Here is a 25,768-nt window from a genome sequence, read left to right on the forward strand (position 1 = left end):
CACCTCGCAATGATGCACGGTGTCGAGCCGCGTCAGGGCAGCGTCAGCCGCGCCACGTTGTTGCGATTCGCCGCCTTCAGGTCGACCGGCGTGCCGTTTCGGCTCATCGATTCCACGCCCTTCACGTTGCCGATGGTCACCTTGTACGGTGCCGCGCCGCCGCCAGCCACTTCCTGGCCGGCCTTGGCAGTACCGCCCAGCACGACCTTGCCGTTGCGGTCACGAATCTCGTACCAGGTATCGGCGGCGAACTTGATCTGCAGTTCGCCTTGCGCCTGGGTCGCTGCTGCAGCAGTTGTGGTATTGGCAACTGGCTTGGCCGTAGTGGCCGTAGTGGCCGCAATGGCGGTAGTGGCTTCCGCAACCGGCGCAGGCACCGCGACGCCACTGGCGTTCGCAGCCGGCGCGCTGGCGGGCAATTCCTCGGACGGGGCCGGAGAATCGGCACCAGCCATGACTGGCGGCAGTGCAGCGGTCACGGTGCCCGGCTCGCTACCTTGCGCCGCCGGCTCCTGCACTTCGACCGCGGCGGCCTGCGCGGCGTTGTTGCGCGCTTCCAGCCATTGCTTCATATGGTCGAGCCCGAACCAGCCGCCGGCTGCCAGGCCAGCCACGACGAGCGCCAGCCAGACCCAGCGCCCACCGGCCCCAGCGCCGCCGCCGCGCTTGCCGAAGCGCCTGCGATCGTCGAACGTCTCGTTGAGACCGCCTTCGCGCTGGCGCGCCATTTCGGTGACCTGCACGGGCCGCGGGTGGAAACGCGCAAGCAGACCATCAATGTCCACATGCAGCATGCGTGCGTACGCGCGCATTACGCCCTTGGCAAACGTGATGTCGGGCAGCGCCTCGACGTTGCCGGCTTCGATCGCCACAAGCTTCGGCGCCGCGACCTTCAGGCGGGCACTGACGTCCTCGACGGACATCCGTTGCGATTCCCGCGCCTGGGCCAGCAGCGCGCCGATCTCGCGCGCCACGGCTTCACGTTCCGAATCGGTCGCGCCTCCGCCGACGTGTCCCGTCGATGCGGCCTGGCCTGCGGCGCGCTCTTGCTCACTCATCCCATGCTCCTTGTTCGTAGGCGCTCAACTCGCGCGAGTCGGGGAAACGCTGGCGCAGTTGTGCCACCAGGGCACCCTGCGCCGCCGCGTCGCCCTGACGGCGCGCAATGCGCGCACCCAGCCAGAGGGATTGCGCGCTTGCGAATTTGCTGTTGTTGACACGCTCCGCAAATTGCTGAGCCTGCCTGAGGTCGCCACGCCGGTAGTAGACCAGCGCCAGGTTTGTATTGGCGACAGGATTGTTCCGGTCGTAGCCAAGCGCCGCCTTCAGATTCTTCTCGGCCTCCGCGCCGGCGCCATTGCGCAACTGGCACGCCCCGAGGCTGATCAGCGGCTTGGCGGGCCCGCCGGCAGAAGGCGCTGATAGCGCGCGTTCGAGCATCGGCACCGCCTCGCCATACCGGCCTTCCTGGCACAGGAACCAGCCGTAGTTATTGAGCAGGTCACCGTCATTGCCACGCATGGAAACCGCGGTGCGGAAACTGTCGTCGGCCAGCGCCTTCTCGTTCATTGCCATGTAGACCAGCGCGCGCACATGGTAGGCGTCGGCCATGGTCGGGTCGGCGGCAATCGCCCGCTTCACCTCGTCGAGTGCGACCGAATTCTGGCCGGCCTCAAGGTAATTGGTGGCAAGCTGCAGCCGGATGCTGGCGCGGCGCCTTGCATCAGTCTGGTCGGAAGTAGTCTGGAGGTCCTGCGTCGGTGCCGGCGGCAACTGGCAGGCGGACAACATCAGCAGCCCCAGCAGGGCTGCAGCGATCAGACGAATCATGCAGGGCGAGCCTCCCCAGCCTGGCCAGTCGCGGCGACCGGCACCAACGGTGTGATCTTGCCGAACTTGCCGCGCTCGGCAAGCCGGGTGCGATCCTTGACTTCCCCGGCAAGCTGGCCGCACGCCGCGTCGATATCGTCGCCGCGCGTCTTGCGGATCGTGGTCACGATGCCCGCATCCATCAGCACCTGCGCAAAGCGGCGGATCTGATCATTGTTGGAGCGCTTCAGGCCCGATTCGGGGAAGGGATTGAACGGGATCAGGTTGAACTTGCACGGCACGTCGGCCACAAGCTTCAACAGTTCCCGCGCATGTTCGACGCCGTCGTTGACGCCATCGAGCATGCAGTATTCGAAGGTAATGAAATCGCGCGGCGCGAATTCCAGATAACGGCGGCATGCCGCCATCAGTTCGGCCAGCGGGTACTTCTTGTTCAGCGGCACGAGCACATCGCGCAGGGCGTCGTTCGACGCGTGCAGCGACACGGCCAGCGCTACTGGCAGGTCTTTCGACAGCCGGTCCATCATCGGCACTACGCCGGAGGTGGACAGCGTCACGCGGCGGCGCGACAGACCGTACGCGTTGTCGTCGAGCATCAGCCGCATGGCCGGCACGACGGCATCGTAGTTCAGCAGCGGCTCGCCCATGCCCATCATCACCACGTTGGAGATGACGCGGTCGTCCTTGGGCCCGCGGCCGAGCTGTTCGCGCATGGCGAACTCCGCCATCCACAACTGGCCGATGATTTCGCCAGTGGTCAGGTTACGCGAAAAACCCTGCTTGCCGGTCGAGCAGAACCGGCAGTTGACGGCGCACCCCGCCTGCGAGGAGACGCACAGCGTGCCGCGCGTTTCCTCGGGGATGTACACCGTCTCCACCGCGTTGCCGTTGCCGACATCGAGCAGCCACTTGCGCGTGCCGTCAGCCGACAGGTTGTCGGTAATGGCGGCCGGCGAACGGATCTCGGCCCGCGTCGCGAGCTTTTCGCGCAGCGACTTGGCGAGATCCGACATGGTGTCGAAACGGCTGGCACCGAACTGGTGGATCCAGCGTTGCAGCTGCCGCGCACGAAACGGCTTCTCGCCGAGCTCGCCGCAATAAGCAGTGAGCGCGTCCGCATCCAGGTCGAGCAGGTTGACGAGATCGTTCATGACGGCAAACTCAGCTTCCGTGTCAGTCTAGTCTTGGAATTGACCAGACAATCAACGGGTATAAACGTTCATGCCCGGGAAGAAGAAGGCAATTTCCACAGCGGCGGTTTCAGCAGCGTCCGAACCGTGCACGGCGTTCGCGTCGATGCTGTCGGCGAAGTCGGCGCGGATGGTGCCCTTGTCGGCCTTCTTCGGGTCGGTGGCGCCCATCAGGTCGCGGTTCTTGCCGATGGCGCCTTCACCTTCCAGTGCCTGGATCATGACCGGGCCGGAAACCATGAAGTCGACCAGGTCCTTGAAGAACGGACGCTCCTTGTGGACAGCGTAGAACTGCTCGGCTTCGCCGCGCGACAGGTGCACCATCTTGGCAGCAACGATCTTCAGGCCGGCGGCCTCGAAACGGGCGTAGATCTGGCCGATAACGTTCTTGGCCACGGCATCCGGCTTGATAATCGACAGGGTGCGTTCGATCGCCATGAAAAACTCCGAAAAATGAAGGGGTTACAAATGGATTAAACGTGCAATTCTAGCACGAGACGATGACGGTTTCGAGCACAGCCCCCCTTTGGCCAAAGTGGGCCGGCAAGAGCGGAAAACGCCATATCCGGGGCGTCGAACGGGCCACCTGCTGTTGACCACACAATGCACGGAACGCAATACATATAAAACCGTCCAACGTGAGCAACAAATCTGGCCTTTACTGCATGAATGTGACCAATGTGACACTTTAATCCTCTTGCAATTCCGCAGGCGCGGTGCCACATTGGCGTTGCGTCGGCTCCGGGTCGCTCCGGCGCCTCACCATTCAGAAACAGGAGTCACCATGGATAACAAGCTGAACACCTACGGTTTCGGCAATGCGTCGACGGTCAGCGATGTCGTCGTGCGCAATCGGGTCTTGCGCAACACTTACTGGCTGCTCGCCATTTCGATGATCCCGACCGTGCTCGGGGCATGGATCGGCGTGGCCACGGGCTTCAGCTTCATGGCCGGCAGCCCCGGCCTGTCGCTGATCCTGTTCCTCGGCATCGCGTTCGCGTTCTTCTACGGCATCGAGAAGACCAAGAACAGCAGCATGGGCGTGGTCCTGCTGCTGGCCTTCACGTTCTTCATGGGCCTGATGCTGTCGCGCCTGATCGGCGCGGTGCTGCAGTTCTCGAACGGGCCGGCACTGATCATGTATGCCTTTGGCGGCACAGCGGCGGTGTTTGGCGCCATGGCTACCATTGCGACGGTCAGCAAGCGCGATTTCTCGGGCCTCAGCAAGTTCCTGTTCGTCGGCGTGATCCTGCTGATCCTGGCGAGCGTGGCCAACATCTGGCTGCAACTGCCGTCGCTGATGATCACGGTGTCGGTGATCGCCATCGGCATTTTCTCGGCGTACATCCTGTTCGATGTGCAGCGCGTGGTGAATGGCGGCGAGACCAACTACATCACGGCCACGCTGGCGATCTACCTGGACGTCTACAACGTGTTCACGAACCTGCTGGCCCTGCTCGGCATCTTCGGCGGCAGCCGCGACTGACGCGACTTCGCGCAGAACAAGAACGCCGGCCACGTGGCCGGCGTTTTTCATTGGGCGGCTGGCGTTGCCGCCCGCTCACTGCATTCAACCCCGCTCGAACACGGCGATCGATTCAACGTGCGACGTATGCGGGAACATGTTCACGACACCCGCACCTGCGAGGCGGTACCCGGCCTCGTGCACGAGCAGGCCCGCATCGCGCGCCAGCGTCGCCGGGCTGCACGACACGTAGACAATACGTTGCGGCAGCACGTCGCTGCCCTGCTGCGACAGTTCGCCCAGCGCCTTGCACACCGCCAGCGCGCCTTCGCGCGGCGGGTCGATCAGCCAGCGATCGAAGCGACCCAGCGCGGCGATATCCTCCGCAGTCACTTCGAACAGGTTGCGGCAGGCGAACTCCGTCTTCTCCGCCAGGCCGTTGTAGCCGGCGTTCGCCAGCGCGCGGGTCGTCAGCGCCTCGCTGCCTTCGATGCCCATGACCGAGCGGCCCTGCGTGGCCAGCGGCAGCGTGAAGTTGCCGATACCGCAGAACAGGTCGAGCAGGCGGTCTTGCGGCTTGGCGTCCAACAGGCGCAGCGCACGCCCGATCAGCACGCGGTTGATGTGGTGGTTGACCTGCGTGAAGTCGGTCGGCTTGAACGGCATGCGGATGCCGAACTCGGGCAGCGTATAGGCCAGCTCGCGGTCGAGCGGATAAAACGGCACAACGGTATCCGGGCCCTTTGGCTGCAGCCAGAACTGGACATTGTGCTGGTCCGCGAAGGCGCGCAGCAGATCCTTGTCCGCGTCGGTCAGCGGCTCGAGGATGCGCAGCACCAGCGCCGTGACTTCATGGCCGACTGCCAGTTCGATCTGCGGCATGCGGTCGCGAATCGAAAGGCCAGTTACCAACTCGCGCAACGGCATCAGCATCGCCGAGATATGTGGCGGAAGGATCTCGCAGCTCGTCATGTCGGCCACATAGCTGCTCTTGCGCTCGTGGAAGCCCACCAGCACCCCGCCCTTCTTGGCGACGTACCGCACCGTCAGGCGTGCACGATAGCGATAGCCCCAATCGGGCCCGGCGATCGGCCGGAACATCACTTCCGGTCGAACCTTCGACAGGTGCCAGAGGTTATCTTCGAGCACACGCTGCTTGATCGCCAGCTGTGCGCGCGAGTCCAGGTGCTGCATGGAGCAGCCCCCACACACGCCGAAGTGCTTGCAGCCCGGCTTGACGCGCATCACCGATTCGCGGCGGACTTCTACCAGATGGGCCTGTTCGTAGCTCGGCTTGCGGCGGAAGCTCTTGTAGCTGACGGTCTCGCCGGGCAACGCGCCCTCGACGAAGATGACCTTGCCGGGCGTGCCGTCTTCATTGACCAGGCGGCCAACACCGCGGGCCTCCATGTCGAGGCTGTCAATGGAAACCACGGGATCGGAACCGGGCGCGACGGCAGCCGGAGAGGCAGATGCCGCACGCGGCGCTGCCGGCATTTCTTGTGGGGAGGACACGGCTTGGGACACCAGACGAAACCTGACGTATTGTTTTGCGAAAGCGCGATTGTAGTCCAGACACGCGCTGCGACGCCGGGGCAGCGCCAACGCAATGCGCCAGGAGCGATGCAATGGAACTCATTTCATGGAATATCCAGTGGGGCCGCGGCGCCGACGGACGCGTCGACCTTTCGCGCAGCGTGGCCACGATGCGCGCGATGGCCGATGCCGACGTCATCTGCCTGCAGGAAGTCACACGCGGCTTCGGCGACCTGCGCGGCACGCCTGGCGCGGACCAGGTGTCGGAATTGGCCGCGCTGTTGCCCGGTTATCGGCTGCTGTTCGCCCCCGGTGTGGACCGCTTCGGCAGCGACGGCGGCCCGCGCCAGTTCGGCAACGTCATTGCCACGCGCCTGCCCGTGCATGAAGTCTTCCGCCACGCGCTGCCGTGGCCAGCGGACCCCGACGTGGCATCCATGCCTCGCGTCGCGGTCGAAGCGACGCTGCAGGTCGGCAGCCGGCGCTTGCGTGTCATCTGCACGCACCTGGAATACTACTCGGCCCATCAGCGCGCGGCCCAGGCAAACGCCCTGCGCGACTGGCATGCCGAGGCATGCGGACATGCGCTGCGGCCCGGTCGCAGCGAATCGAGACCGGGGCCGTTCACACCGGAGGCGCGGCCAACGGAAGCCGTCCTTTGCGGCGATTTCAACAGCAAGCCCGACGACATCGCCTACCGGCGCATGCTCGAACCGTTCGAAGACGACACCACGCCGTGGCGCGACGCATGGATGCACATCCATCCGGGTCAGTCGCATGCGCCGACCTGCGCAATGTACGACAAGGAGCAATGGCCCGAGCCGCCCTTTGCGTGCGATTTCGTCTTTGTCACCGAGAACCTGGCAGATCGCGTCAGGCGTTGCGAAGTCAATGCAACGACGAAGGACTCGGATCACCAGCCCATCGTGCTGTCACTGGATATATGAGAAAGGCCCGCGGAATAGCGGGCCTTTAGCTGACTTACTCGAGCTCTTCGTCTTCCGGCGTCAGGCGCTTGAGCCGGAATGCCTGGAGGTACTCCATCCATTGCTCGCCCGGCAGTTCCGCCAGGGATTCCTGGACAAGTTCCATCTCGAGATCGAACTCGCGTGGCGTCACGCCTCCGCGCATGAGCTGGAAGCGGCAGTACATCAGGTACGTGTTGACGACGTCGGTTTCGCAGTAGGCGCGGATCGCCTCGAGCTGGCCGTCCTGGAACGCGCGCCACACCTTGCTGCCGTCCATGCCCATCTTGCCCGGGAAGCCGCACAGCTTCGCCAGGTCATCCAGCGGCGCACTGGCGCGCGGCTGGTACATGGCAAGCAGGTCCATCAGGTCAAGGTGCCGCATGTGGTAGCGGCTGATGTAGTTGTTCCACTTGAAGTCGCGGCTGTCGTCGTCGCGGCCCTCGCCCATTTCCCAGTAGCGCGGCGCGGTCACGCCGTTGACCAGGCCACGGTAATGCAGCACGGGCAGGTCAAAGCCGCCACCGTTCCAAGACACGAGCTGCGGGCTGTAGCGCGCGATCAGTTCGTAGAACTTCTGGATCAGCGTCGCTTCGCCATCCTCAAGGGTTCCCAGCGAGCCAACATGAAACACGGCCGACCCATCACGCTGCGTACGGCGCAACACGCACGAGATCGCTGCGACGCGCTGCAGGTAGTGCGGCAGGAAATCGCTTCCGGTCTTTTCGCGGCGGGCTGAGAACGCATGCTCGGCGACTTCCTCGTCGCTCATCGATGCGGGATGGTCATGCAAACGGCGCAGGCCGTCGACATCGGGAATGGTCTCGATGTCGAATACCAGCACAGGGGTCATAGAACAGCGTCCTTTCTGACACCTTGCGAAGCGAAATGCCGCTTGAGCTTGACCAGGGCCTCCTGCTGGATCTGGCGCACGCGTTCGCGCGTCAGGCCCATCTCCTCGGCCAGCTCTTCGAGCGTGGCCGGTTCGATATGGTTGAGGCCGAAGCGGCGCTCCACCACATAGCGGTGCTTTTCCGACAGGCGGGCCAGCCACAGCTTCATCAGGCCTTCGAGCTCTCGGTGCGCGACTTCCTGATCCGGCGCGGCATTGTGCTCGTCGGAAAGGAAGTCCAGCAGGCTGGAGCCTGGGTCCAGGTCAAACGGCGTATCGAGCGAGGTGGTATGTTCGTTAAGCGCCAGCACGTCCTGCACCTCGTCAGGCGTCTTGCCCAGCAGGTGGGCAATATCTTCGAGGCTGGCGTCGCGGCCGTCGGTGCCGCCTTTTTCGAGATGCCGCTTGGCGCGCAGCACCTGGTTGAGTTCACGGATCACGTGGACCGGCAGCCGTACCGTGCGCGCCTGGTTCATGATGGCGCGCTCGATGCTCTGGCGGATCCACCAGGTCGCGTAGGTAGAAAAACGGAAGCCGCGCGACGGATCGAATTTCTCGATCGCGTGCATGAGGCCGAGGTTGCCTTCCTCGATCAGATCCAGCAGCGGCACGCCACGATTGAGATAACCCTTGGCAATACTCACGACCAGACGCAGGTTGCGTTCGATCATGACCTGCCGCGCCGAGAAATCGCCGTCCTTGGCCAGCGTCGAGAAATGCAACTCCTCGGGAGCGGACAGCAGCGGCTTGATACTGATGCGATTCAGGTAGTGCTGGACCGTATCGGCAGCCAGCTCGGTATGCAGCACGGTACGGAAGTCGTCATGCTCGGGCGCCGCGTCGGCGCCATTCTCGCTTTCCGATTCCTCTTCGTCTTCTGCCTCGTCCTCGTCATCCTCGCGCAGCTGACGATCGCTGTCGTCGCTGAGCAATTCGGCTTCGCGCAGGCCGACTGTTGCCGTGGTCGAGATCGGCTCATCGGTCGCGGGAATCAGATCGGCACCGACATCCTTGTCGAAGGGCTCGAGTTCAACGCGACCGTCGGATTTGGCCACACCAGCCTTCACTTCCGGCTGCTTGGGACGGCGAGCCCTGCTGACGGTTTCGGAGGAGACAGTTTTCTGGCGTGGCATGAACCCTCACTGTGGTGGCAGATACCGCATCGGATCAACCGGTTTTCCGTTCTTGCGAACTTCGAAGTGAAGTTTTACCCGGTCGGTATCACTATTGCCCATCTCCGCAATCTTCTGTCCCTTTCGGACCGTTGATTGCTCTGCCACGAGCACCTTGTCGTTGTGGCCGTAGGCAGTAAGAAATGTCTCGTTGTGTTTGATGATGACAAGATTCCCGTAGCCGCGCAAGGGGCCAACGTGAATCACCCGACCATCGTCGGCAGCGAGCACGGCATCACCTTTCTTGCCCGCAATATCGATGCCTTTATTGCTCTTGTCATCAAATTTACCGACCAGTTGGCCGGTTGCCGGCCATGCCAGTTTCATGGCGGTGTCCGCGACCGGGCCTGATGTAGCGGCGGACGCTGCGGCACCTGCCGCAGGCGCGGGGGTGGCTGCAGCGGGCGGTACCGGCGTGCCAGCCGGCCGCGCCTGATCGATGGGCTGCGACTGGATCGAACCGGGTGTCACCGGCGTCGTGGTCACGCCCTGGCCGGCGTTGACGTCGGCACCCGGAGGCACGACGCGCAACAACTGGCCGACCTCGATCTGGTTGGCGTTGCTGATATTGTTCCAGCCCGCGACATCACGGTACGACTGACCGTTCTCGAGTGCGATGCGGTAAAGGGTATCGCCTCGCTTGACTCGATAGTATCCAGGAGGTGCCGGCTCCAGCGGTGCTGCAGGGGCAGTGCCGGCAGTAGAAGTCCGGTCCACCACGGGCGCCGGCATCGGCGAGTTGGCGCAGGCGGCCAGCAGCGCCACCAGCGTGGAAGCCGCCACAAGCTGGCCTGCGCGTGCAAATTGTTGCGAATTCACGATCTTGTGCATAGTTCGACTCAGATGGTGCCCGATTTTAAGGGCACAAAGAAAACGGCTTCAAGCGCGGTCCGGTGAAAACGATGCCGATTGAGCCGCTCGATTAGCAGCAGCTGCTGCGTGACCGTCTGGCCCGATCCGCCCGGTGGCGGCACTACCGCCACGGGCGCGATCAGCCGGCCGCCGATGGCGAGCTGCTCGAGCAGGGCCTGTGGCACCTCCATGCCGGCGGCGGCAAGGATGATGGCCGAAAACGGCGCCGCCTGCGGCAGGCCTAGCATGCCGTCTCCATAGTGCAGCCGGAGGTTCGGCACACGCAGCGGCCGCAGGTTTGCCTTGGCCTGCTCGTGCAGTGGCCGGATGCGCTCGATGGAAAAAACTTCACGCGCAACAAGGCTCAGCACCGCGGCCTGATAACCGCAGCCGGTGCCGATCTCGAGCACGCGCTCAACCGGTGTGTCCGCCGAAAGGCCTTCGCGCAGCAGTTCGATCATGCGCGCGACCACGGAAGGCTTCGAGATCGTCTGCTGATGGCCGATGGGCAGCGCTGCATCTTCATACGCCTGCGATGCCAGGCCGGGCTCGACAAACAGATGGCGCGGTACCGTGCCAATGGCGGCCAGCACGCGTTCGTCGCGGATACCCGAGGCGCGCAGCCGCGCTGCCAGTGCGCCGCGCGCGCGGTCCGACGCCATGCCACCTCCGCCCGCTGTCGCGGCCGAGGCGCGTGCCTCCACGGCGCTGGCCGCGGCCGTCGGTGCCGATGGCTGCTTGTCGCGAGCTTTGGTCTGCGCCCGCGCAGCACCCGGCGCACCGACCGCGGGCATGCCGGCGGTACGCGCCGGTGCCGGCTTGCGCTGTACTACCGCATCCAGCGGCAGAGGAAACTTGCTGCGAGGGGGCGTCGGGCTCATCGGGGCTGAGGCACTGCGGCTGGACTGGCTAGTTCAGCCACTGGGCAAGCGCCTCGAGCTGGCCACGATGTGTGAGGTCGAGTTGCAACGGCGTCAGCGAAACATAGCCTTCGGCGGTCGCGTGGAAATCCGTGCCTTCGCTTGCATCGCGCGCGTCTCCTGCGGCGCCGATCCAGTAATTGAGATCGCCGCGCGGATTCACCTGCGCGATCACCGGCTGGGACGGATGCCGCTTGCCGAGCCGCGTGGCACGGTAGCCCTTGATATGTTCGAACGGGAGGTTCGGGATATTGACATTCAGCAGGAACGGCTCGACCGGCGGCGTCGCAATCGCGCGCTCGACAATGTCGCGCGCCACGCGTGCGGCGGCATCGAGATGTTCCCAGCCCTTGTGCAACTGCGAAAAGGCAATGGAAGGAATACCGAGCAGGTAGCCTTCGATAGCGGCGGCGACGGTACCCGAATACAGCACGTCCTCGCCCATGTTCTGTCCCTGGTTGATGCCGGACACCACCAGGTCGGGTTTTTCGTCGAGCAGGCCGGTCAGCGCGATATGCACGCAGTCGGTCGGCGTGCCGTTGACGAAGCGGAAACCCTTCTGCACGCCTTCCCGCGCTTCGTAGATCGAAAGCGGTCGCTGCAGCGTCAGCGAATTGGAAGCACCGCTGTGGTTTTGCTCGGGCGCGATCACCGTAATGCGGCCCAGCGGCGCGAGCGCGGCATGCAGGACGGCCAGTCCCGGCGCGAGATAACCGTCGTCGTTAGCTAGAAGGATGTGCATCCCGCGATTGTACCTGACGACGACTGCGCAAGCGGCCTCTCAAGGCACTGCAAATCCGCCCCGCCACGCGTCGCCGGCGCATCCGCAAACACGCGCAAACGGGTGAAAACCCATAACAGAACGATCGTGCTATTTGCGTTACACTTGGTCCTTGCCGTCTGCCTGCGTGCGGTCGGCACACGGCACGATTAGCCGCCCATACATATCACCGGAGACATGATGAAAGCCGTTCTGTGCAAGGCCTGGGGGCCGCCCGATTCCCTGACCGTTGAAACCCTGCCGGATCCGGTGCCGGATCAGGGCGAAGTGGTCATCGAGGTAAAGGCCGCCGGGGTGAATTTCCCGGATGTGCTCATCATCCAGAACAAATACCAGGCCAAGCCGGAACTGCCGTTTACGCCGGGTTCGGAACTGGCGGGCATTGTGACTGCCGTCGGCGCAGGCGTCACGCACGTCAAGCCCGGCGACAACGTTATTGCTTATCTCGGCAACGGAGCATTCGCTTCGCACGTGAAGGCGCCGGCCAACAAGGTCGTGCCAATGCCGCCCGGCGTGGATTACGAAACTGCGGCAGCATTCACCCTCACCTACGGCACCTCGCACCACGCCGTCGTCGACCGTGGCGAACTCAAGGCCGGACAGACCATGCTGGTGCTCGGCGCGGCTGGCGGCGTCGGGCTTGCCGCGATTGAAATCGGCAAGGCCATCGGCGCGCGCGTTATCGCGGCCGCATCTACGGACGAGAAGCTCGCGGTCTGCAAGGAGCACGGTGCCGATGCGCTGATCAACTACAGCACCGAAGACCTGCGCGAACGCGTCAAGGCACTGACCGATGGCAACGGTCCGGACGTGATCTACGACCCGGTGGGTGGCGTCTATGCCGAACCGGCGTTCCGCTCGATCGCATGGCGCGGCCGCTATCTGGTGGTGGGCTTCGCCAATGGCGAGATCCCGAAGATTCCGCTGAACCTGGCGCTGCTCAAGGGGGCTTCGCTGGTGGGCGTGTTCTGGGGCGATTTCGTGCGACGTGAACCGCGTGCGAACCAGGCCAATATGGCGCAGATGCTCGGCTGGATGAAGGAAGGCAAGCTGCGCCCGCACATCTCCGCGCGCTACTCGCTGGAGCAGGCTCCGCAGGCGCTCAAGGACATGGAAGCGCGCAAGGTGACCGGCAAGGTGGTGATCGTTCCCTGACCGGGAAGGAGTCGATGGTTCCCTGAGGGGAACCGCCACAAAAAAATAAGGACGCAGAGCGTGCGGCAACGCTCTGCATCCCCTGCTGGGGCAATGCGCCCCAAGCTGTCTTCCACCTTCACGCACACCCCTACTGGCAGCGGAAGACAGTTCCCAATCAGGTCAGCCACCACACGGTCGCTGACTCGACATGACGACTTTCCGCGATCAGAAGCGGTGCTGCAGGCCGGCCATCACGCCGGTCTGGCTGTTGGCATACCCGACGAAATCGCGCGACAGGCTGACGTTCTGGCCGTTGCGGGCCTTGGCATAGCCAGCTGACAGATAGGCCAGCGTGCGCTTCGAGAACGAGTACTGCGCGCGCAGCGAGAACAGGATCGGATCGGCGTCGTTGCCACCCTTGATGTTCTGCTTGTAGACCGCGCCATACAGCGTGAACGCCGGCGTGAAGTCATAGCTCGCACCGCCCCAGTACATATCGCTGCGCTCCGACGCCGCACCGGTGGTCAGCGTGCGCTTGTAGTTGCGATAGCCGGCAAACAGCGACAGGCTGCCGAAGTCATAGCTCGCGCCCGCGTGGATGCCCTGGATGTAATCCGTGGCATCAGCCGGCGTGGTACTGCTGCCAGCACCGTTCTGACGGTCCCAGGTCGCCGCGGCGGCGAACTTGCCCACGTTGTAGCCAACGCCGAGGGCGTACTTCGACGCGGTCTTGAAGTCGCCCGCCACTTCACCCATGGCCGCGGTCGCGCCCAGCTTCAGGCCGCCGAACGTACCGTCATAGCGGACCGCATTCGAGGCGCGCGAGAACAGGCCGTCCTTGCGGCCGCCGGTCGCGGTGGACGATGTCGCCCACGAATAGTTCGGCGCGTAGCCCATCGGGTCGAACGGCAGCATGAAGTCGTACGTCGTGGTGAACGTGCGGCCCGTCACCACCTGGCCATAGTTGCTGCTGAGGCCGACCGTGGCGCGGCGATCGAACAGCGTGCCGCTCGTATCGAGATTGCCGGTATCGATGGCGATGCCGCTTTCCAGGTTGAACACCGCCTTCAGGCCGCCGCCGAGATCCTCGACGCCGCGCATGCCCCAGCGCGAGGTATTGCGGCCGCCCGAGGTCAGCTTGACCACAGAGCCATTGGGCCCGGCATGGTTCACATACTCGACCCCCGCGTCGACCAGGCCATACATGGTCACGCTCGACTGGGCGCAGACCGATCCGGTGCCCGTCAGACCGATGCAGGCCAGAGCCAGTGCCGTACGTTTCATTCTTCTCTCCTTGCTTTGCTTGTTGTGGTTTGTGGTAACAGCCACCGCGTTCGCCCGAGGATCGTGTCCGCCGGCAAAGCCGGCGGCGAATCGCGGTGGCATGACGGCCGCCCCGCGTCGGCCGCAGTACCGGCAGGACCGCATGCCGGCACACCCACCACAACCTGTCCCCTGGTCGTTATGGCGCTCCATCCGCTGGCGGTGGAACACTCGAATGAGCGGCATCGTAGGGGACGGGCACTTTCAGTTCGCTTTCGTGCGAAAGCGGATTGGCGCGTGATGCACCAACTCGGGGTTGGGAGTTTCCCTAGTTTCAAAGACGGTGCACTTCGCTGTATCTGTCTGGGCCATTCCATCCATTGAATTGCCCCAGGGCTGTGCGCCGTGGCGGGACACGGACATGCACGCCTGGCCGCACGGCCATTGGGCCGGTGCAGCAAGCGCCGCCTTGCCCGTCCCACAGCGCTGCCTGCCTTGCCGCTTTGAATTACCCCGATGCGTATCCTGCTTGCCGAAGACAACCTGATGCTGGCCAACTCGCTGACCCAGGCCATGACCCAGGCCGGGTTCACCGTCGACTGCATGCACGACGGCCGTAGCGCCGACCACCTGCTGGCCACGCAGGACTATGCGTTGCTGATCCTCGACCTCGGCCTGCCGCGGCTGGACGGACTCGAGGTGCTGCGCCGGCTGCGCCAGCGCCGCAACCGGATGCCCGTGCTGATCCTGACCGCGCATGGTTCGGTGGAGGACCGCGTGCGCGGCCTGGACCTGGGCGCCGACGACTACCTGGCCAAGCCTTTCGACCTTTCCGAACTTGAAGCGCGCGCACGCGCGCTGATCCGGCGCAGCCACGGGCATGAATCCACCCAGCTGAGCTGCGGCCCGCTGCACTACGACAGCGTCAGCCGCGCGTTCACGATCGACGGCGAACTGCTGCAGCTCACGCGGCGCGAGCGATCGGTGCTGGAAGTGCTGTTGCTGCGTGATGGCAAGGCCGTCAACAAGTCAGCCCTGTCCGAGAAAATCTTCGGCATCGACGAGTCGGTCAACCCGGATGCCATCGAGATCTACATCCACCGCCTGCGCAAGAAGCTCGATGGCAGCGGCGTGGCGATCGTCACGCTGCGTGGGCTCGGCTACCTGATCGAAGCGCGGCCACAGCCCGCGCCATGAATATCCGGGGCAGGACACCGAGCCTGCGCCTGCAACTGTCGCTGTGGCTGCTGCTGCCGCTGCTGGGACTGCTGGCGCTGGATGCGTGGCTGACCTATGAGCGCGCCATGTCGGCCGCGCACACGGCGTTCGACCGCACGCTCGAGGCATCGCTGCGCGCCATGCGCGAGGGCATTGCCCTGCGCGACGGCCGTCTCGAGATCGACGTGCCGAACCTGGCGCTCGAACTGTTCGACGACAAGGCAGGCCCCCACGTCTTCTACCAGGTGCGCGACGAGCACGGCGAGACCGTAACCGGCTACACCGATCTGCCGGGACCGCCCGGCGCGCGCCCGCCGCTCTACCGGACCGTGTTCTACGACACAGTATTTCGCGAACAGCCATTGCGCATGGCCGCGCAGGCGCTGCCGATCCACGACGTGGGCTCGGCCCGCAGCCAACTCGTGTGGGTCGTGGTGGGCGAAACCATCGAGCCGCGCCAGGCACTGGCGCGCGAGATCCTGATGGGCTCGCTGCTGCAGGAACTGGTGCTGGTAGCGCTGGCGCTCGGCATCGTCTGGCTTGGCGTGCGCCGCGGGCTGCGGCCACTGCACCGCTTGTCGGATACGGTGGCGGCGCGCAGCGCGAGCCAGCTCGACCCGATCGAGCATCGCGACCTGCCTTCCGAAATGAAGCCGCTGGTGCGCGCGCTGAACCAGTACGTGGATCGCCTGCACCGCATGCTGCAGGCACGCAAGCGTTTCTTCGCTGACGCCGCGCACCAGCTCAAGACGCCGCTCGCCGTCATCCAGGCCGAATCCGAACTGGCATTACGCGAGCCCGACGGCGAGCGCGTTCGCGAACACATGCGCCTGCTGCACGGCACGGTGCGCCATGCGGCCAAGGGCGTGCAGCAATTGCTATCGCTGTCCAGGCTCGATCCGGACAGCGGCTACGCGCCCACGCTGCGCGACGTGCCGCTCGATGCCGCAGCGCGTGCGGTGGCACTGGAATGGGTATCGGTCGCACGCCGGCATGGCGTGGACCTGGGATTTGAAGGCGATGACACCGTCACGGTGCGCGGGCAGATGGAACTGCTGCAGGAACTTACCGGCAACCTGATCGATAACGCCATCCGCTATGCAGGCGACGGATCGACCGTCACCGTAAAGGTTGCCCGGGAAGCAGGCGACACCGCTGTGCTGCAGGTCGTCGACAACGGCCCCGGCATTGCCCCCGCCGAGCGCGAAGATGTGTTCCGACGCTTCTACCGTGGCGAAAGCGGTCAGGGCGTGGAAGGCACCGGGCTTGGGCTGCCAATCGTCAGGGAGATCGCCAGGCTGCACCAGGCCACGGCGGGCCTCGATGACACCCCCGGCGGCGGGCTCACCGTGACGGTGCGCTTTCCCGCACCGGGTGGCGAGCCGCTGACCTAGTCCATCCTCAGAGCTTTTCAGTCTCGCCGGTCTTCGGCTGCCACTTCATCAGCCGCTTTTCGCCAGCGCCGACCATCCAGTCCAGCACCAGCGCGAACGCCGTCAGGACCACGATACCCGCGAACACCGTGTTGATGTCGAACGTGCCCTCGGCCTGCAGGATCAGGTAGCCCACGCCGCGCGCGGAGCCGAGGTATTCACCCACCACCGCGCCGACAAAGGCCAGGCCGACCGACGTATGCAGCGAAGAAAACACCCAGCTCGTCGCGCTCGGCAGATAGACATGGCGCAGCAGTTGCTGGCGATTGGCACCAAGCATGCGCGCATTGGCCAGCACCACCGGGCTGACTTCCTTCACGCCCTGGTAGACGTTGAAGAACACGATGAAGAACACCAGCGTCACGGCCAGCGCCACCTTGGACCAGATGCCCAGACCGAACCACACCGCGAAGATCGGCGCCAGGATCACGCGCGGCATCGAGTTCATCGCCTTCACGTACGGGTCGAGGATCGCCGATGTCAGCGGGCTCAGTGCGAGCCACAGGCCGACACCCAAACCGGCCACGGTGCCAATGCCGAAAGCCAGCACGGTTTCCAGCAGCGTCACACCGAGGTGCAGGTAGATATCGCGCTCGACGATGAACCAGTTCCAGATGCGCTGCGCCACCATCAGCGGCTCGCCGAAGAAAAATGCGACCTCTTGCGAGCGCGTGGCAAAGTGCCACACGCCGAGAATCACCACGAGGACGAGCAGCTGCCAGACGCGCAGCATGCCCTTGGAGTCAGGACGGAATGCCATGGGAATTCGGATTCGATGTCAGGTTGGCCGCGGCAATCAGGCCGCGTTGCGCTGCTGCGCATAGCCCTTGAGGACCTCTTCGCGCAGCACGTCCCAGATCGCGGCGTGCAGTTCGACGAAGCGCGGATGGTTGCGGATCTCCGCGACATCGCGCGGGCGCGGCAGGTCGATCGCGAACTCGCCGATCGGATGCGTGCCCGGACCGGCCGACAGCACCACCACGCGGTCGCTCATGGCGATCGCCTCGTCGAGATCGTGGGTGATGAACAGCACCGCCTTGCGCTTGGCGGCCCACAGGTCCAGCACCTCGTTCTCCATCAGCTGGCGCGTCTGGATATCGAGCGCGGAAAACGGCTCGTCCATCAGGATGATGTCCGGGTCCAGCACCAGCGTCTGCGCCAGGCTCACGCGCTTGCGCATGCCGCCCGAGAGCTGGTGCGGATAGCGGTCGCCAAAGCCGCCCAGGCCCACGCGCCGCAGCCACTCCTCGCCCTGCTTCACGGCCTCGGCGCGCGGCACGCCGCGGAATTCGAGTCCGGCCACGACGTTGTCGAGCGCGCTGCGCCATGGCATCAGCGCCTCGGCCTGGAACATGTAGCCGGCGCGTTTGTTGATACCGCGCAGCGGCTCGCCGAACACGCGGACCTCGCCGCTCGACGGCTCCAACAGGCCGGCGCCGACATTGAGCAGCGTGGATTTGCCGCAGCCGGTCGGGCCGACCACCGATAGAAACTCGCCCGGCTGGATTGCCAGGGTAACGTCCTTGACCGCGGTATAGCGCTGGCTGCGGTCATCGCGCGAGACAAAGGTGCAGGTGACCTTGTCGAGGGAAAGTGCGGGAGTGCTCATGGGAAACCGTCTCGTTCGCCGCATGCCGGCACGTACTAGCGTAGTGGCCGGCGCGGATCGAGGGTGATGATGGCCGCTGGCCCCGCAATGCAAAGGCCCGCTGCGCACAGCGGGCCGGGGCGCCGGCGGCGCGGGCTTACTTGTACTTCGCGTTGGCCTTCTGCACGAACGCGTTGGTGTACGTGTCTTCGAGCTTGACTGACTTGCCCTTCAGCTCGACGTCAAACTGCTGCAGCATGTTCAGCGCGGTGCGCGGACCATCGGCCGGCATCATGCCGTCCGGCGAGATCGCTTCCTTGACCTTGTCCCACGCAGCCAGGTACAGCGCGCGGTCGCCAAGCAGATAGCTCTCGGGCACGGTCTTGACGATGTCGGACGGGCCAGCCTTCTGCAGCCACTTCAGCGCACGAACCATCGCGTTGGTCAGTGCCTGGGTGGTGTTCGGGTTCTGCTGGATAAACGCTGCCGACGCGTACAGGCAGCCTGACGGCATATTGCCGCCGAACACGGTCTGCGTGTCCTTGAGCGTGCGGGTATCCGAAGCGATGCGGACCTCGTTCTTCTGCGTCAGCATCGAGATCACCGGGTCCAGGTTGGCCATGGCGTCGATCTGGCCCGAACGCATCGCTGCCACCGCGCCGGCGCTCGCGCCCACGCCGATGAACGACACGTCGGACGGCTTGAGGCCGGCCTTGGCCAGCACGAAGTTGGCCATCATGTTGGTCGACGAACCCGGAGCAGTCACGCCGATCTTCTTGCCCTTCAGGTCGGCAATCGACTTGAAGCCCGGCATGGTCTTGTTCGACACCACCAGCACGATCTGCGGCGCCCTGCCCTGCAGCACGAACTCCTGATAGCGCTGGCCCTTGGCCTGCAAGCCGATGGTGTGTTCGAACGCGCCGGACACCACGTCCGCGCTGCCGCCGACCACGGCCTGCAGCGCCTTGGCGCCGCCGGCGAAGTCGACGATCTCGACGTCCAGCCCTTCTTCCTTGAAGTAGCCCAGCCGCTCGGCAATGGTCAGCGGCAGGTAATAGAACAGGTTCTTGCCGCCGACGGCGATCGTCACCTTGGTTTTCTCGGGCTTGCCCTGAGCCTGTGCCTGACCGAAGGTGAACCACCCTGCCAGGAACAAAGCCAGCGCGATCAGCAACTGTTTCCAGAATTTCTTGTTATACATTCGATTCTCCTACCCGTTGGGATCTGCAAACGGCGTGCCGCGCCGCGGCCAAGTGCGATGCTAGCGGAGCTTTCGCGGCCCCGCATCGGGGCGAACACCTAAAGCCGGCCAAATCGCGGCCGGCCTCAGCATACGCCCCATAGCTTTCGATCGGCTTGCCGTTCGCGCTTATTCGGCGTGGATGTCGGCGGACTTGATCACCTTGCCCCAGCGCGCCAACTCCGCCTTCTGGTACTGCGCCAGTTGCTGCGGGCCCATGAAGACAGCCTCGGCCCCAAGTTCCTCGGCTTTCTTGCGGAACGCATCGGTGCGCATGATCTTCTCGATCTCGCCGGCCAGCTTGTCGATCACCGGCTTGGGCGTGCCCGCCGGCGCGTACATCGCGAACCACGATGACACGTCGAGGTCGGGGTAGCCCGCTTCGGGGGCCGACGGCACGTCCTTCAGGCTCGGCAGACGGGTCTTGCTGGTCACCACCAGCGGACGCAGCTTGCCCGCGGCGATATGACCCATCAGCGGCGGCGGCGTGGTCATGGTCAGGTCCACATTGCCGCCAAGCAGGTCGGTCATGGCCGGACCGGTGCCCTTGTACGGCACGTGGGTAATGCGGATGCCAGCCATCTGGTTCAGCAGCTCCGTCGAGACGTGCTGCAATGAACCGTTGCCCGACGACGCATAGTTGAGCTTGTCCGGATGGCTCTTGGCGTAGGCCACCAGTTCCTTGAGCGACTTCACCGGCAGGCCCTGACGTACCACCAGCACTTGCGGTGCCGACAGCAGGTTGGCGACCGGCGCGAAATCCTTGACCGGATCCCACGGCAGGTTCTTCACGAGCAGCGGCGTGATGACGTGGAAACCCGAGTACTGCACCAGCAGCGTATAGCCGTCAGGCTTGGCGCGCGCGACGACCTGCGCCGCAATGCTGCCGTTGCCGCCCGGGCGGTTGTCCACCACGACGGCCTGGCCCAAGGCCTTGGCCAGCGGCTCGGAAATCATGCGCGCCGCGAGGTCGGTGGTACCTCCAGCCGCCGCCGAGACCACCAGCGTGACCGGGCGAGTCGGGTAGCTGCCGTCTTGCGCAAAGGCGCGCGGCGCGGTGGTGACGATGGCGCCGCCAAGGGCGAGCATGGCCGCGGCCATCAGCTTGCGGCGCACAGGCAGCAGGGAAAAGGATTGCTTCATGGAATGTCTCCGGTATGGGTCTTGACCTGTCTTTTTTGTCGTCGCACCGCTTCCTGCGGCGCGCTTGCCGCAGGAACCTAGTCCTGGCCGGCGAAATGCTCTGCCAGCCAGGCTGGCGGCTGATGCGTGCGCAGACGCGGGCCGGCGCGCAGCAGCTGGCTGCCGATGTCTCGCTCCACCAACGCGGGAATGCCGGCGACGACATCGAGCAGCGCAGGCAGGTCCACGCCGGTCTGCACGCCCATGCAGGCAAACATGTGCGCGAGTTCCTCGGTGCTGACGTTGCCGCTCGCACCCGGCGCATAGGGGCAGCCACCGAGGCCTCCGGCCGCGGCATCGAAGCGCGTGACGCCGGTCTCCCAGGCCGCCACGGCATTCGCCAAACCCATGCCGCGCGTATTGTGAAGATGGATGGTCAGGCCCGTATCCGGCAGGCGTTGCTGGAACTGCTCGCACATCTGCGCGACCTGGTTCGGATAGGCCATGCCGGTGGTGTCGCACAGCGTGATGCCTAGCGCGCCGGCCTCCGCGAAGCTGTCGGCCAGCGCCATCACGGCATCGGTGCTCACCTCGCCCTCGAACGGGCAGCCGAACACCGTCGACAGCGATACATTGACCGGCACGCCAGCCGCGCGGGCCTCGGCGATCATCGCCAGCAACTGCGCCTGCGATTGCGCACGCGTCATGCGCAGGTTCGCGCGGTTGTGGGTTTCGCTGACCGACATCACCAGATTGACCTCATCGGGCCGGCACGACAGCGCACGCTCCAGGCCGCGCAGGTTCGGCACCAGCGCGGTGTAGCGCACACCAGGCTGGCGGTGCATGCGGTGCATCAGGGCTTCGGCATCCGCAAGCGCCGGGATGGCCTTGGCCGATGTGAACGATGTGGCTTCGATGCGCGCGAAGCCGCAGGCGGACAGTGCATCGAGGAACGCGACCTTGGCGTCGGTAGGCACAACGACCGGCTCGATCTGCAGGCCATCGCGCGGAGACACTTCATTGATCTCGATACGAGCCGGGCCGCGCAAGGCCGGGGCAGAGAATGCGGCAGCGCTCATGCGATCACCTTGCGGGCGCGCAGATCGGCAATCGCTGCCGCGTCAAACCCTGCCTGTTCCAGGACGGTATCGGTATGTTCGCCAAGTGTCGGCGCACGGTCGTGGATCGCCCCGGGGCTGCCCGACAGTTTCGGCACGATGCCGGGCACTTCCACGGTCAGGCCGCCGGCCGACGTGACCGATTCGATCACGCCACGCGCACGGTAGTGCGGGTCTTCTGCGATGTCCTTGACGGTGTAGATGCGCCCGGACGGTACCTCGGCCTCGCGCAGTACCGCGAGCACAGCTTCCACACTTTGCGTGCTGGTCCAGGCAGCGATAGCGGCGTCGATTTCCTCGACCCGCTTCACGCGGCCATCGTTCTGCGCGAGCGCCGGATCCTCGGCAAGGTCCGCGCGGCCGATCGCATGCATCATGCGCTTGAAGATGGCGTCGCCGTTGGCGGCCACCAGCACGTACTCGCCGCTCTGGCACGGATACGCATTCGACGGCGCAATGCCGGGCAGCGCGCCGCCGGCCGGCTGGCGCACCGCGCCGAATGCCGAGTATTCCGGCAACAGGCTTTCGCTGAGATTGAACAGCGATTCGTACAGCGCGACGTCGATGACCTGCCCTTCCCCGCCGCGCGCATCGCGCTGGTAGAGGGCCAGCAGCACGCCCATCGCACCGTGCAGTCCGGCGATGGTGTCGCCCAGCGACAGGCCCGCACGCACCGGAGCCCGCCCAGGTTCGCCAGTCAGGTGGCGCAGGCCGGCCATGGCTTCGGCCACGGCGGCAAACCCCGGTTCATCCTTCTTCGGGCCCGTCTGGCCGTAGCCCGACACGCGCAGCATGATCAGGCGCGGATTGTCGGCGTGCAGCACGTCCCAACCCAGGCCCCACTTCTCCATGGTGCCGGGGCGGAAATTCTCGATCAGCACATCGGCTTCGGCTGCCAGCTTGCGCACCAGCGCCTGGCCTTCCGGCTGACGCAGGTCGATGCAGACCGATTCCTTGTTGCGCGACTGCGCTTCCCACCAGACCGATGTGCCCTCATGCAGCATGCGCCATTTGCGCAGCGGATCGCCCAGCCCGGGCGGCTCGACCTTGACCACGTGGGCGCCAAAGTCGGCCAGGGTCTTGGCGGCGAAAGGACCGGCAATCAGTTGCCCGAGTTCGAGGACGCGGATGCCCTCGAGAATCTGTTGCGCCATGGTTGTCTCCGTACCGTGCGGCCCGCTGGAAGTGGCGGGCCGTATTTGCGTTTCGACGGAGTTTGCACCAGCGGCCGGCTGGCCGGAATCGGCAATCGGTGAAGCGGGCTTTCTCGGAATGCGAAAGGCCTGCGTCTTCCAGATGTGATTAGAACGGCGCGCGGTCGCCGCAGAGATGGGAAATGAGCAATCGCGCCGAAACCGTGAGGCCAGCCGGGTCGCGCATGCCGATCAGCAGCGAGCGCTTTGCCCAGGCGTCTTGCAGCGATACCAGCGACAACCCCATCGACTTCACATGCGGCTCGGCCGCGATGCGCGGCAGCACGCCCACGCCAAGACCGGCCATCACCATGCGGCACATGGCGTCAAAGCTGCGCACCTGGATGCGCAGCCGGAACGGGCGGTCCAGCCGGCTGCTTTCCTCGAGCAGGCGCGCGGCGAGCGAGGTCACCTGCGGCAGGCTGACGAAGTCGAATTCGAGGGTGTCGGCGTAGCGCACCGGCCCGCGCTCGGACAAGGGGTGGCCCGGCGGCGTGACCATGACCAGTTCATCCTGGCGGTACTCCACCGTCACCAGGCCCGCGCATGGCGTGCGGTCGGCAAAGATGCCGACATCGGCACGGTTCTCGACCAGCGCCGCGACGATGTCGCTGCTGTTCTGCTCTTCGAGCTCGATGCGGATGGTGGGATGCAGCCGCATGAAGACCGCCAGGTCATCCGGCAGGAACTGCGTGATGGCGGAGGTATTGGCGCAGACGCGCACCTGCCCGCGCACGCCGCTCGCATAGTCGGACATCACGCCGGCCATGCGCTCCACGTCCTGCAGGATCGTCAGCGCATGGTGGTAGCAGGCCTGCCCCGCCTCGGTCAGCTGTACGCCCGCGGCATGACGGAAAAACAGCGGGGCGCCCACGGCCGCCTCGAGGTCCGAGATGCGCTTGCTTGCGGCGGCCACGGCCAGGTGCGACTGCCTGGCGCCTGCCGAAATGCTGCCCTGCCGGACCACGGCCACGAACAAGCCGAGCGTGACAAGATCGAAGCGGGCCAGGTTCATTGCGGGCGGTGCCGGAGACGGTTAGGGGAAATCAGTTCGGATCGGGCCATGGTGCGGCGTGCGCCAGGCCTCAGAGGTTGCGGCGGTCCATCACCGCGCGGGCAATGGTGCCGGCATCGACGTACTCGAGCTCGCCGCCAACCGGCACGCCGCGCGCGAGGCGCGACACCTTGAGCCCGCGCGCCTTGAGCATTTCGCCGATGTAGTGCGCGGTGGCCTCGCCTTCGCTGGTGAAATTGGTCGCGACGATGACTTCGCCCACCGGGCCGCCCATCTCCGGATCGGTCGCTCGCGCGAGCAGGCGGTCCAGATGGATTTCCTTTGGACCGATGCCGTCGAGCGGCGACAGCCTGCCCATCAGCACAAAATACTTGCCGCGATAGGTCAGCGTCTGCTCGATCATGATCTGGTCGGCGGGCGTTTCCACCACGCACAGGATCGAGCCGTCGCGCCGGTCATCGAGGCAGGTCTCGCAGATTTCCTTCTCGGTGAAGGTATTGCAGCGCGCGCAATGGCGGATGTGGTCGGCCGCGCCGCGCAGCGCGTCGCCAAGCTTGCGCGCGCCCTCGCGGTCGTGCTGCAGCAGGTGGTAGGCCATGCGCTGGGCGGACTTCGGCCCCACGCCGGGCAGCACCCGCAGCGCCTCGATCAGCGCCTGCAGCGAGGTCGGCGGCGCAGCCTTCACGGCCGCCCTCCCACGTACTGCCTGGACATTGCGCGCGTCTTGATCATGCCTTCGGCGTGCCTCAGAACGGCAGCTTGAAGCCCGGGGGCAGCGGCAGGCCCGAGGTCATCGAGCCCATCTTTTCCTGCGTGGTTGCCTCGGCCTTGCGCACGGCGTCGTTGAACGCGGCGGCAACCAAGTCTTCCAGCAGATCCTTGTCGTCAGCCAGCAGGCTCGGATCGATGGTGACGCGCTTCACGTCGTTCTTGCAGGTCATGACCACCTTCACGAGGCCGGCGCCGGACTGGCCCTCGACCTCGATCTGGGCGAGCTGCTCCTGCATCTTCTTCATGTTTTCCTGCATTTGCTGGGCTTGCTTCATCAGCCCCGCCAGTTGACCTTTCATCATGATGGAATGCTCCTGGATTCGATAGAAAGCGGATGGAAGGCCGCGCGCCGCGCGGCCCGGAAATTCAGGCCACGCGCGGCTGGATCGAGCCCGGCACGATCTGCCCGCCGAAGTCGCGCAGCAGGCCTTGCACAAACGGGTCGGCCTCGATATTGGCCTCGGCCTCGCGCTGGCGCTCGGCACGGGCCTGCGCATCGGCGGCGGCGGCCGTATCGGAGACCGCGCCGATTTCGCACTGCACGCGCACCGTCACGCCGAAATGATCCGACAACACCTGCTGCAGGCGTTCGGCGACACCGTTTTCGCCAAGCGCCGCAACTGGAATACGCAGGTTGAAGGTACGCCCGACCACCTGGGTCAGTTCGCTCTGGTAGGCCAACTGCTGCGGCAGGCCCTTGAGCGGCAGGCTGGCAGCCAGCGTCGGCCACTCCCCCGTGAACACTGGCGGCGTGCCGTCTTCCGCGGCGGCGGGCGGACGCGGCGGAACAGCCTTTGCCACGGGCCGCGGGCGCGGCGCCTCGGGAGCCGGGGCTTCCGGTTTCGATGCGCGCGCCGGCGCTGCTGCCTTCGTCGGCAGGCTCACGGGCTCGTTGTCATAGGGGCCAAAGACCGGCAGGTCAGGAGGCAGGTCTTCCCACGGGGGGATGTCGCTGCCGCCCGATGCTTCCCACGGCGGAACACTTTCGGCTGGCGGTGCAGGCGCTGCGGCCGGCGGCACCGGCCTTGCCGCTGGCGCAGGGCGCGACGCGGCGGCGGCGGGTGCCG

26 protein-coding genes are annotated in these 25,768 nt (G+C 65.3%); 5 read left to right on the forward strand and 21 right to left on the reverse strand.

Annotation, left to right across the window (positions count from 1 at the left end):
- Positions 1–32 precede the first annotated feature (32 nt).
- The 4 genes from KHO41_RS33605 to ndk are packed head-to-tail and all read right to left on the reverse strand — an operon-like array spanning position 33 to position 3,458.
- Entirely contained in the window at positions 33–1,058 is a 1,026-nt protein-coding gene (locus tag KHO41_RS33605) for a RodZ domain-containing protein (protein ID WP_211957550.1), read from the reverse strand.
- Positions 1,051–1,830 carry a type IV pilus biogenesis/stability protein PilW gene (gene pilW / locus KHO41_RS33610; RefSeq protein WP_211957551.1) on the reverse strand — a complete coding sequence of 260 codons (780 nt, stop codon included), beginning with the start codon at positions 1,828–1,830 and terminating at the stop codon, positions 1,051–1,053. Before pilW ends, KHO41_RS33605 begins: the two co-directional genes overlap by 8 nt.
- Entirely contained in the window at positions 1,827–2,981 is a 1,155-nt protein-coding gene (gene rlmN, locus KHO41_RS33615) for a 23S rRNA (adenine(2503)-C(2))-methyltransferase RlmN (RefSeq protein ID WP_211957552.1), read from the reverse strand. Before rlmN ends, pilW begins: the two co-directional genes overlap by 4 nt.
- 51 nt (positions 2,982–3,032) lie before the next feature.
- Positions 3,033–3,458, reverse strand: a complete 426-nt coding sequence (ndk, locus tag KHO41_RS33620; protein ID WP_211957553.1) for a nucleoside-diphosphate kinase — start codon at positions 3,456–3,458, stop codon at positions 3,033–3,035.
- Positions 3,459–3,804: 346 nt separating this feature from the next.
- Here ndk and KHO41_RS33625 point away from each other — a divergent pair, with 346 nt between their 5' ends.
- Positions 3,805–4,506 (forward strand): Bax inhibitor-1/YccA family protein, encoded by a 702-nt coding sequence (locus KHO41_RS33625; protein ID WP_211957554.1) that lies wholly within the window; start codon positions 3,805–3,807, stop codon positions 4,504–4,506.
- An 84-nt stretch (positions 4,507–4,590) separates the two neighbouring features.
- Here KHO41_RS33625 and rlmD read toward each other — a convergent pair whose 3' ends face one another.
- On the reverse strand, positions 4,591–5,982 hold the full coding sequence (gene rlmD, locus KHO41_RS33630; protein ID WP_211957571.1) for a 23S rRNA (uracil(1939)-C(5))-methyltransferase RlmD: 1,392 nt from the start codon (positions 5,980–5,982) through the stop codon (positions 4,591–4,593).
- Positions 5,983–6,113: 131 nt separating this feature from the next.
- Between rlmD and KHO41_RS33635 the strand changes: the two genes are divergently transcribed.
- On the forward strand, positions 6,114–6,968 hold the full coding sequence (locus KHO41_RS33635) for an endonuclease/exonuclease/phosphatase family protein (RefSeq protein WP_211957555.1): 855 nt from the start codon (positions 6,114–6,116) through the stop codon (positions 6,966–6,968).
- Between the two features lie 34 nt (positions 6,969–7,002).
- Here KHO41_RS33635 and KHO41_RS33640 read toward each other — a convergent pair whose 3' ends face one another.
- From KHO41_RS33640 to surE, 5 genes are read right to left on the reverse strand one after another with little or no spacing between them, the layout of a single operon-like run.
- The gene (locus tag KHO41_RS33640; protein WP_211957556.1) at positions 7,003–7,839 is read right to left on the reverse strand and encodes a 3'-5' exonuclease; all 837 of its coding nucleotides are present in this window, start codon (positions 7,837–7,839) and stop codon (positions 7,003–7,005) included.
- On the reverse strand, positions 7,836–9,011 hold the full coding sequence (gene rpoS, locus KHO41_RS33645) for an RNA polymerase sigma factor RpoS (protein ID WP_211957557.1): 1,176 nt from the start codon (positions 9,009–9,011) through the stop codon (positions 7,836–7,838). Before rpoS ends, KHO41_RS33640 begins: the two co-directional genes overlap by 4 nt.
- Before the next feature lie 6 nt (positions 9,012–9,017).
- Positions 9,018–9,881 carry a peptidoglycan DD-metalloendopeptidase family protein gene (locus KHO41_RS33650; protein ID WP_211957558.1) on the reverse strand — a complete coding sequence of 288 codons (864 nt, stop codon included), beginning with the start codon at positions 9,879–9,881 and terminating at the stop codon, positions 9,018–9,020.
- Between the two features lie 8 nt (positions 9,882–9,889).
- Positions 9,890–10,783, reverse strand: a complete 894-nt coding sequence (locus KHO41_RS33655) for a protein-L-isoaspartate(D-aspartate) O-methyltransferase (RefSeq protein ID WP_211957559.1) — start codon at positions 10,781–10,783, stop codon at positions 9,890–9,892.
- A 28-nt stretch (positions 10,784–10,811) separates the two neighbouring features.
- Positions 10,812–11,564: a 5'/3'-nucleotidase SurE gene (surE, locus tag KHO41_RS33660; RefSeq protein ID WP_140950594.1), complete on the reverse strand. Its 753-nt coding sequence runs from the start codon at positions 11,562–11,564 to the stop codon at positions 10,812–10,814.
- Positions 11,565–11,783: 219 nt separating this feature from the next.
- On the opposite strand from surE, the gene KHO41_RS33665 reads away from it, so the two are divergent.
- On the forward strand, positions 11,784–12,758 hold the full coding sequence (locus KHO41_RS33665) for an NADPH:quinone oxidoreductase family protein (RefSeq protein WP_211957572.1): 975 nt from the start codon (positions 11,784–11,786) through the stop codon (positions 12,756–12,758).
- A gap of 207 nt (positions 12,759–12,965) precedes the next feature.
- On the opposite strand, the gene KHO41_RS33670 is transcribed toward KHO41_RS33665, so the two are convergent.
- A complete protein-coding gene (locus tag KHO41_RS33670) occupies positions 12,966–14,024 on the reverse strand; it encodes a porin (protein WP_211957560.1) in 1,059 nt (352 codons plus the stop codon).
- Between the two features lie 495 nt (positions 14,025–14,519).
- On the opposite strand from KHO41_RS33670, the gene KHO41_RS33675 reads away from it, so the two are divergent.
- Both KHO41_RS33675 and KHO41_RS33680 read left to right on the forward strand, forming a co-directional pair.
- The gene (locus tag KHO41_RS33675) at positions 14,520–15,200 is read left to right on the forward strand and encodes a response regulator (RefSeq protein WP_211957561.1); all 681 of its coding nucleotides are present in this window, start codon (positions 14,520–14,522) and stop codon (positions 15,198–15,200) included.
- Positions 15,197–16,615, forward strand: a complete 1,419-nt coding sequence (locus KHO41_RS33680; protein ID WP_211957562.1) for a sensor histidine kinase — start codon at positions 15,197–15,199, stop codon at positions 16,613–16,615. Before KHO41_RS33675 ends, KHO41_RS33680 begins: the two co-directional genes overlap by 4 nt.
- Before the next feature lie 7 nt (positions 16,616–16,622).
- On the opposite strand, the gene KHO41_RS33685 is transcribed toward KHO41_RS33680, so the two are convergent.
- The 10 genes from KHO41_RS33685 to KHO41_RS33730 all read right to left on the reverse strand — a co-directional run.
- The gene (locus tag KHO41_RS33685; RefSeq protein ID WP_140950595.1) at positions 16,623–17,414 is read right to left on the reverse strand and encodes an ABC transporter permease; all 792 of its coding nucleotides are present in this window, start codon (positions 17,412–17,414) and stop codon (positions 16,623–16,625) included.
- A gap of 36 nt (positions 17,415–17,450) precedes the next feature.
- Positions 17,451–18,263: an ABC transporter ATP-binding protein gene (locus KHO41_RS33690; RefSeq protein WP_211957563.1), complete on the reverse strand. Its 813-nt coding sequence runs from the start codon at positions 18,261–18,263 to the stop codon at positions 17,451–17,453.
- 136 nt (positions 18,264–18,399) lie between these two features.
- Entirely contained in the window at positions 18,400–19,443 is a 1,044-nt protein-coding gene (locus tag KHO41_RS33695) for an ABC transporter substrate-binding protein (protein ID WP_211957564.1), read from the reverse strand.
- Positions 19,444–19,611: 168 nt separating this feature from the next.
- A complete protein-coding gene (locus KHO41_RS33700) occupies positions 19,612–20,625 on the reverse strand; it encodes a Bug family tripartite tricarboxylate transporter substrate binding protein (RefSeq protein WP_211957565.1) in 1,014 nt (337 codons plus the stop codon).
- 77 nt (positions 20,626–20,702) lie between these two features.
- The gene (locus tag KHO41_RS33705; protein WP_211957566.1) at positions 20,703–21,683 is read right to left on the reverse strand and encodes a hydroxymethylglutaryl-CoA lyase; all 981 of its coding nucleotides are present in this window, start codon (positions 21,681–21,683) and stop codon (positions 20,703–20,705) included.
- Entirely contained in the window at positions 21,680–22,876 is a 1,197-nt protein-coding gene (locus KHO41_RS33710; protein WP_211957567.1) for a CaiB/BaiF CoA transferase family protein, read from the reverse strand. The genes KHO41_RS33705 and KHO41_RS33710 overlap by 4 nt, the downstream gene beginning before the upstream one ends.
- A gap of 148 nt (positions 22,877–23,024) precedes the next feature.
- Positions 23,025–23,930: a LysR substrate-binding domain-containing protein gene (locus KHO41_RS33715; RefSeq protein ID WP_011298270.1), complete on the reverse strand. Its 906-nt coding sequence runs from the start codon at positions 23,928–23,930 to the stop codon at positions 23,025–23,027.
- Positions 23,931–24,000: 70 nt separating this feature from the next.
- Positions 24,001–24,615: a recombination mediator RecR gene (gene recR / locus KHO41_RS33720; protein ID WP_211957568.1), complete on the reverse strand. Its 615-nt coding sequence runs from the start codon at positions 24,613–24,615 to the stop codon at positions 24,001–24,003.
- A 61-nt stretch (positions 24,616–24,676) separates the two neighbouring features.
- A complete protein-coding gene (locus KHO41_RS33725; RefSeq protein ID WP_008647477.1) occupies positions 24,677–25,003 on the reverse strand; it encodes a YbaB/EbfC family nucleoid-associated protein in 327 nt (108 codons plus the stop codon).
- A 64-nt stretch (positions 25,004–25,067) separates the two neighbouring features.
- The coding region (locus tag KHO41_RS33730) for a DNA polymerase III subunit gamma/tau C-terminal domain-containing protein (protein ID WP_280519724.1) at positions 25,068–25,768 on the reverse strand (701 nt) is incomplete at its 5' end.

This window comes from Cupriavidus numazuensis (assembly GCF_905397435.1).
Lineage (GTDB): Bacteria > Pseudomonadota > Gammaproteobacteria > Burkholderiales > Burkholderiaceae > Cupriavidus > Cupriavidus numazuensis.

What these genes read in the sequence shown, in the direction of transcription:
- KHO41_RS33700 (WP_211957565.1), bottom strand. Translation starts at nt 20,625, where the DNA reads ATGAAGCAATCCTTTTCCCTGCTGCCTGTGCGCCGCAAGCTGATGGCC.
- KHO41_RS33635 (WP_211957555.1), top strand. Translation starts at nt 6,114, where the DNA reads ATGGAACTCATTTCATGGAATATCCAGTGGGGCCGCGGCGCCGACGGA.
- KHO41_RS33665 (WP_211957572.1), top strand. Translation starts at nt 11,784, where the DNA reads ATGAAAGCCGTTCTGTGCAAGGCCTGGGGGCCGCCCGATTCCCTGACC.
- pilW (WP_211957551.1), bottom strand. Translation starts at nt 1,830, where the DNA reads ATGATTCGTCTGATCGCTGCAGCCCTGCTGGGGCTGCTGATGTTGTCC.
- KHO41_RS33710 (WP_211957567.1), bottom strand. Translation starts at nt 22,876, where the DNA reads ATGGCGCAACAGATTCTCGAGGGCATCCGCGTCCTCGAACTCGGGCAA.
- KHO41_RS33640 (WP_211957556.1), bottom strand. Translation starts at nt 7,839, where the DNA reads ATGACCCCTGTGCTGGTATTCGACATCGAGACCATTCCCGATGTCGAC.
- KHO41_RS33650 (WP_211957558.1), bottom strand. Translation starts at nt 9,881, where the DNA reads ATGCACAAGATCGTGAATTCGCAACAATTTGCACGCGCAGGCCAGCTT.
- ndk (WP_211957553.1), bottom strand. Translation starts at nt 3,458, where the DNA reads ATGGCGATCGAACGCACCCTGTCGATTATCAAGCCGGATGCCGTGGCC.
- KHO41_RS33655 (WP_211957559.1), bottom strand. Translation starts at nt 10,783, where the DNA reads ATGAGCCCGACGCCCCCTCGCAGCAAGTTTCCTCTGCCGCTGGATGCG.
- KHO41_RS33725 (WP_008647477.1), bottom strand. Translation starts at nt 25,003, where the DNA reads ATGATGAAAGGTCAACTGGCGGGGCTGATGAAGCAAGCCCAGCAAATG.
- KHO41_RS33695 (WP_211957564.1), bottom strand. Translation starts at nt 19,443, where the DNA reads ATGTATAACAAGAAATTCTGGAAACAGTTGCTGATCGCGCTGGCTTTG.
- KHO41_RS33605 (WP_211957550.1), bottom strand. Translation starts at nt 1,058, where the DNA reads ATGAGTGAGCAAGAGCGCGCCGCAGGCCAGGCCGCATCGACGGGACAC.
- KHO41_RS33670 (WP_211957560.1), bottom strand. Translation starts at nt 14,024, where the DNA reads ATGAAACGTACGGCACTGGCTCTGGCCTGCATCGGTCTGACGGGCACC.
- KHO41_RS33680 (WP_211957562.1), top strand. Translation starts at nt 15,197, where the DNA reads ATGAATATCCGGGGCAGGACACCGAGCCTGCGCCTGCAACTGTCGCTG.
- KHO41_RS33685 (WP_140950595.1), bottom strand. Translation starts at nt 17,414, where the DNA reads ATGGCATTCCGTCCTGACTCCAAGGGCATGCTGCGCGTCTGGCAGCTG.
- rpoS (WP_211957557.1), bottom strand. Translation starts at nt 9,011, where the DNA reads ATGCCACGCCAGAAAACTGTCTCCTCCGAAACCGTCAGCAGGGCTCGC.
- KHO41_RS33690 (WP_211957563.1), bottom strand. Translation starts at nt 18,263, where the DNA reads ATGAGCACTCCCGCACTTTCCCTCGACAAGGTCACCTGCACCTTTGTC.
- rlmN (WP_211957552.1), bottom strand. Translation starts at nt 2,981, where the DNA reads ATGAACGATCTCGTCAACCTGCTCGACCTGGATGCGGACGCGCTCACT.
- KHO41_RS33705 (WP_211957566.1), bottom strand. Translation starts at nt 21,683, where the DNA reads ATGAGCGCTGCCGCATTCTCTGCCCCGGCCTTGCGCGGCCCGGCTCGT.
- KHO41_RS33715 (WP_011298270.1), bottom strand. Translation starts at nt 23,930, where the DNA reads ATGAACCTGGCCCGCTTCGATCTTGTCACGCTCGGCTTGTTCGTGGCC.
- rlmD (WP_211957571.1), bottom strand. Translation starts at nt 5,982, where the DNA reads ATGCCGGCAGCGCCGCGTGCGGCATCTGCCTCTCCGGCTGCCGTCGCG.
- KHO41_RS33625 (WP_211957554.1), top strand. Translation starts at nt 3,805, where the DNA reads ATGGATAACAAGCTGAACACCTACGGTTTCGGCAATGCGTCGACGGTC.
- surE (WP_140950594.1), bottom strand. Translation starts at nt 11,564, where the DNA reads ATGCACATCCTTCTAGCTAACGACGACGGTTATCTCGCGCCGGGACTG.
- KHO41_RS33675 (WP_211957561.1), top strand. Translation starts at nt 14,520, where the DNA reads ATGCGTATCCTGCTTGCCGAAGACAACCTGATGCTGGCCAACTCGCTG.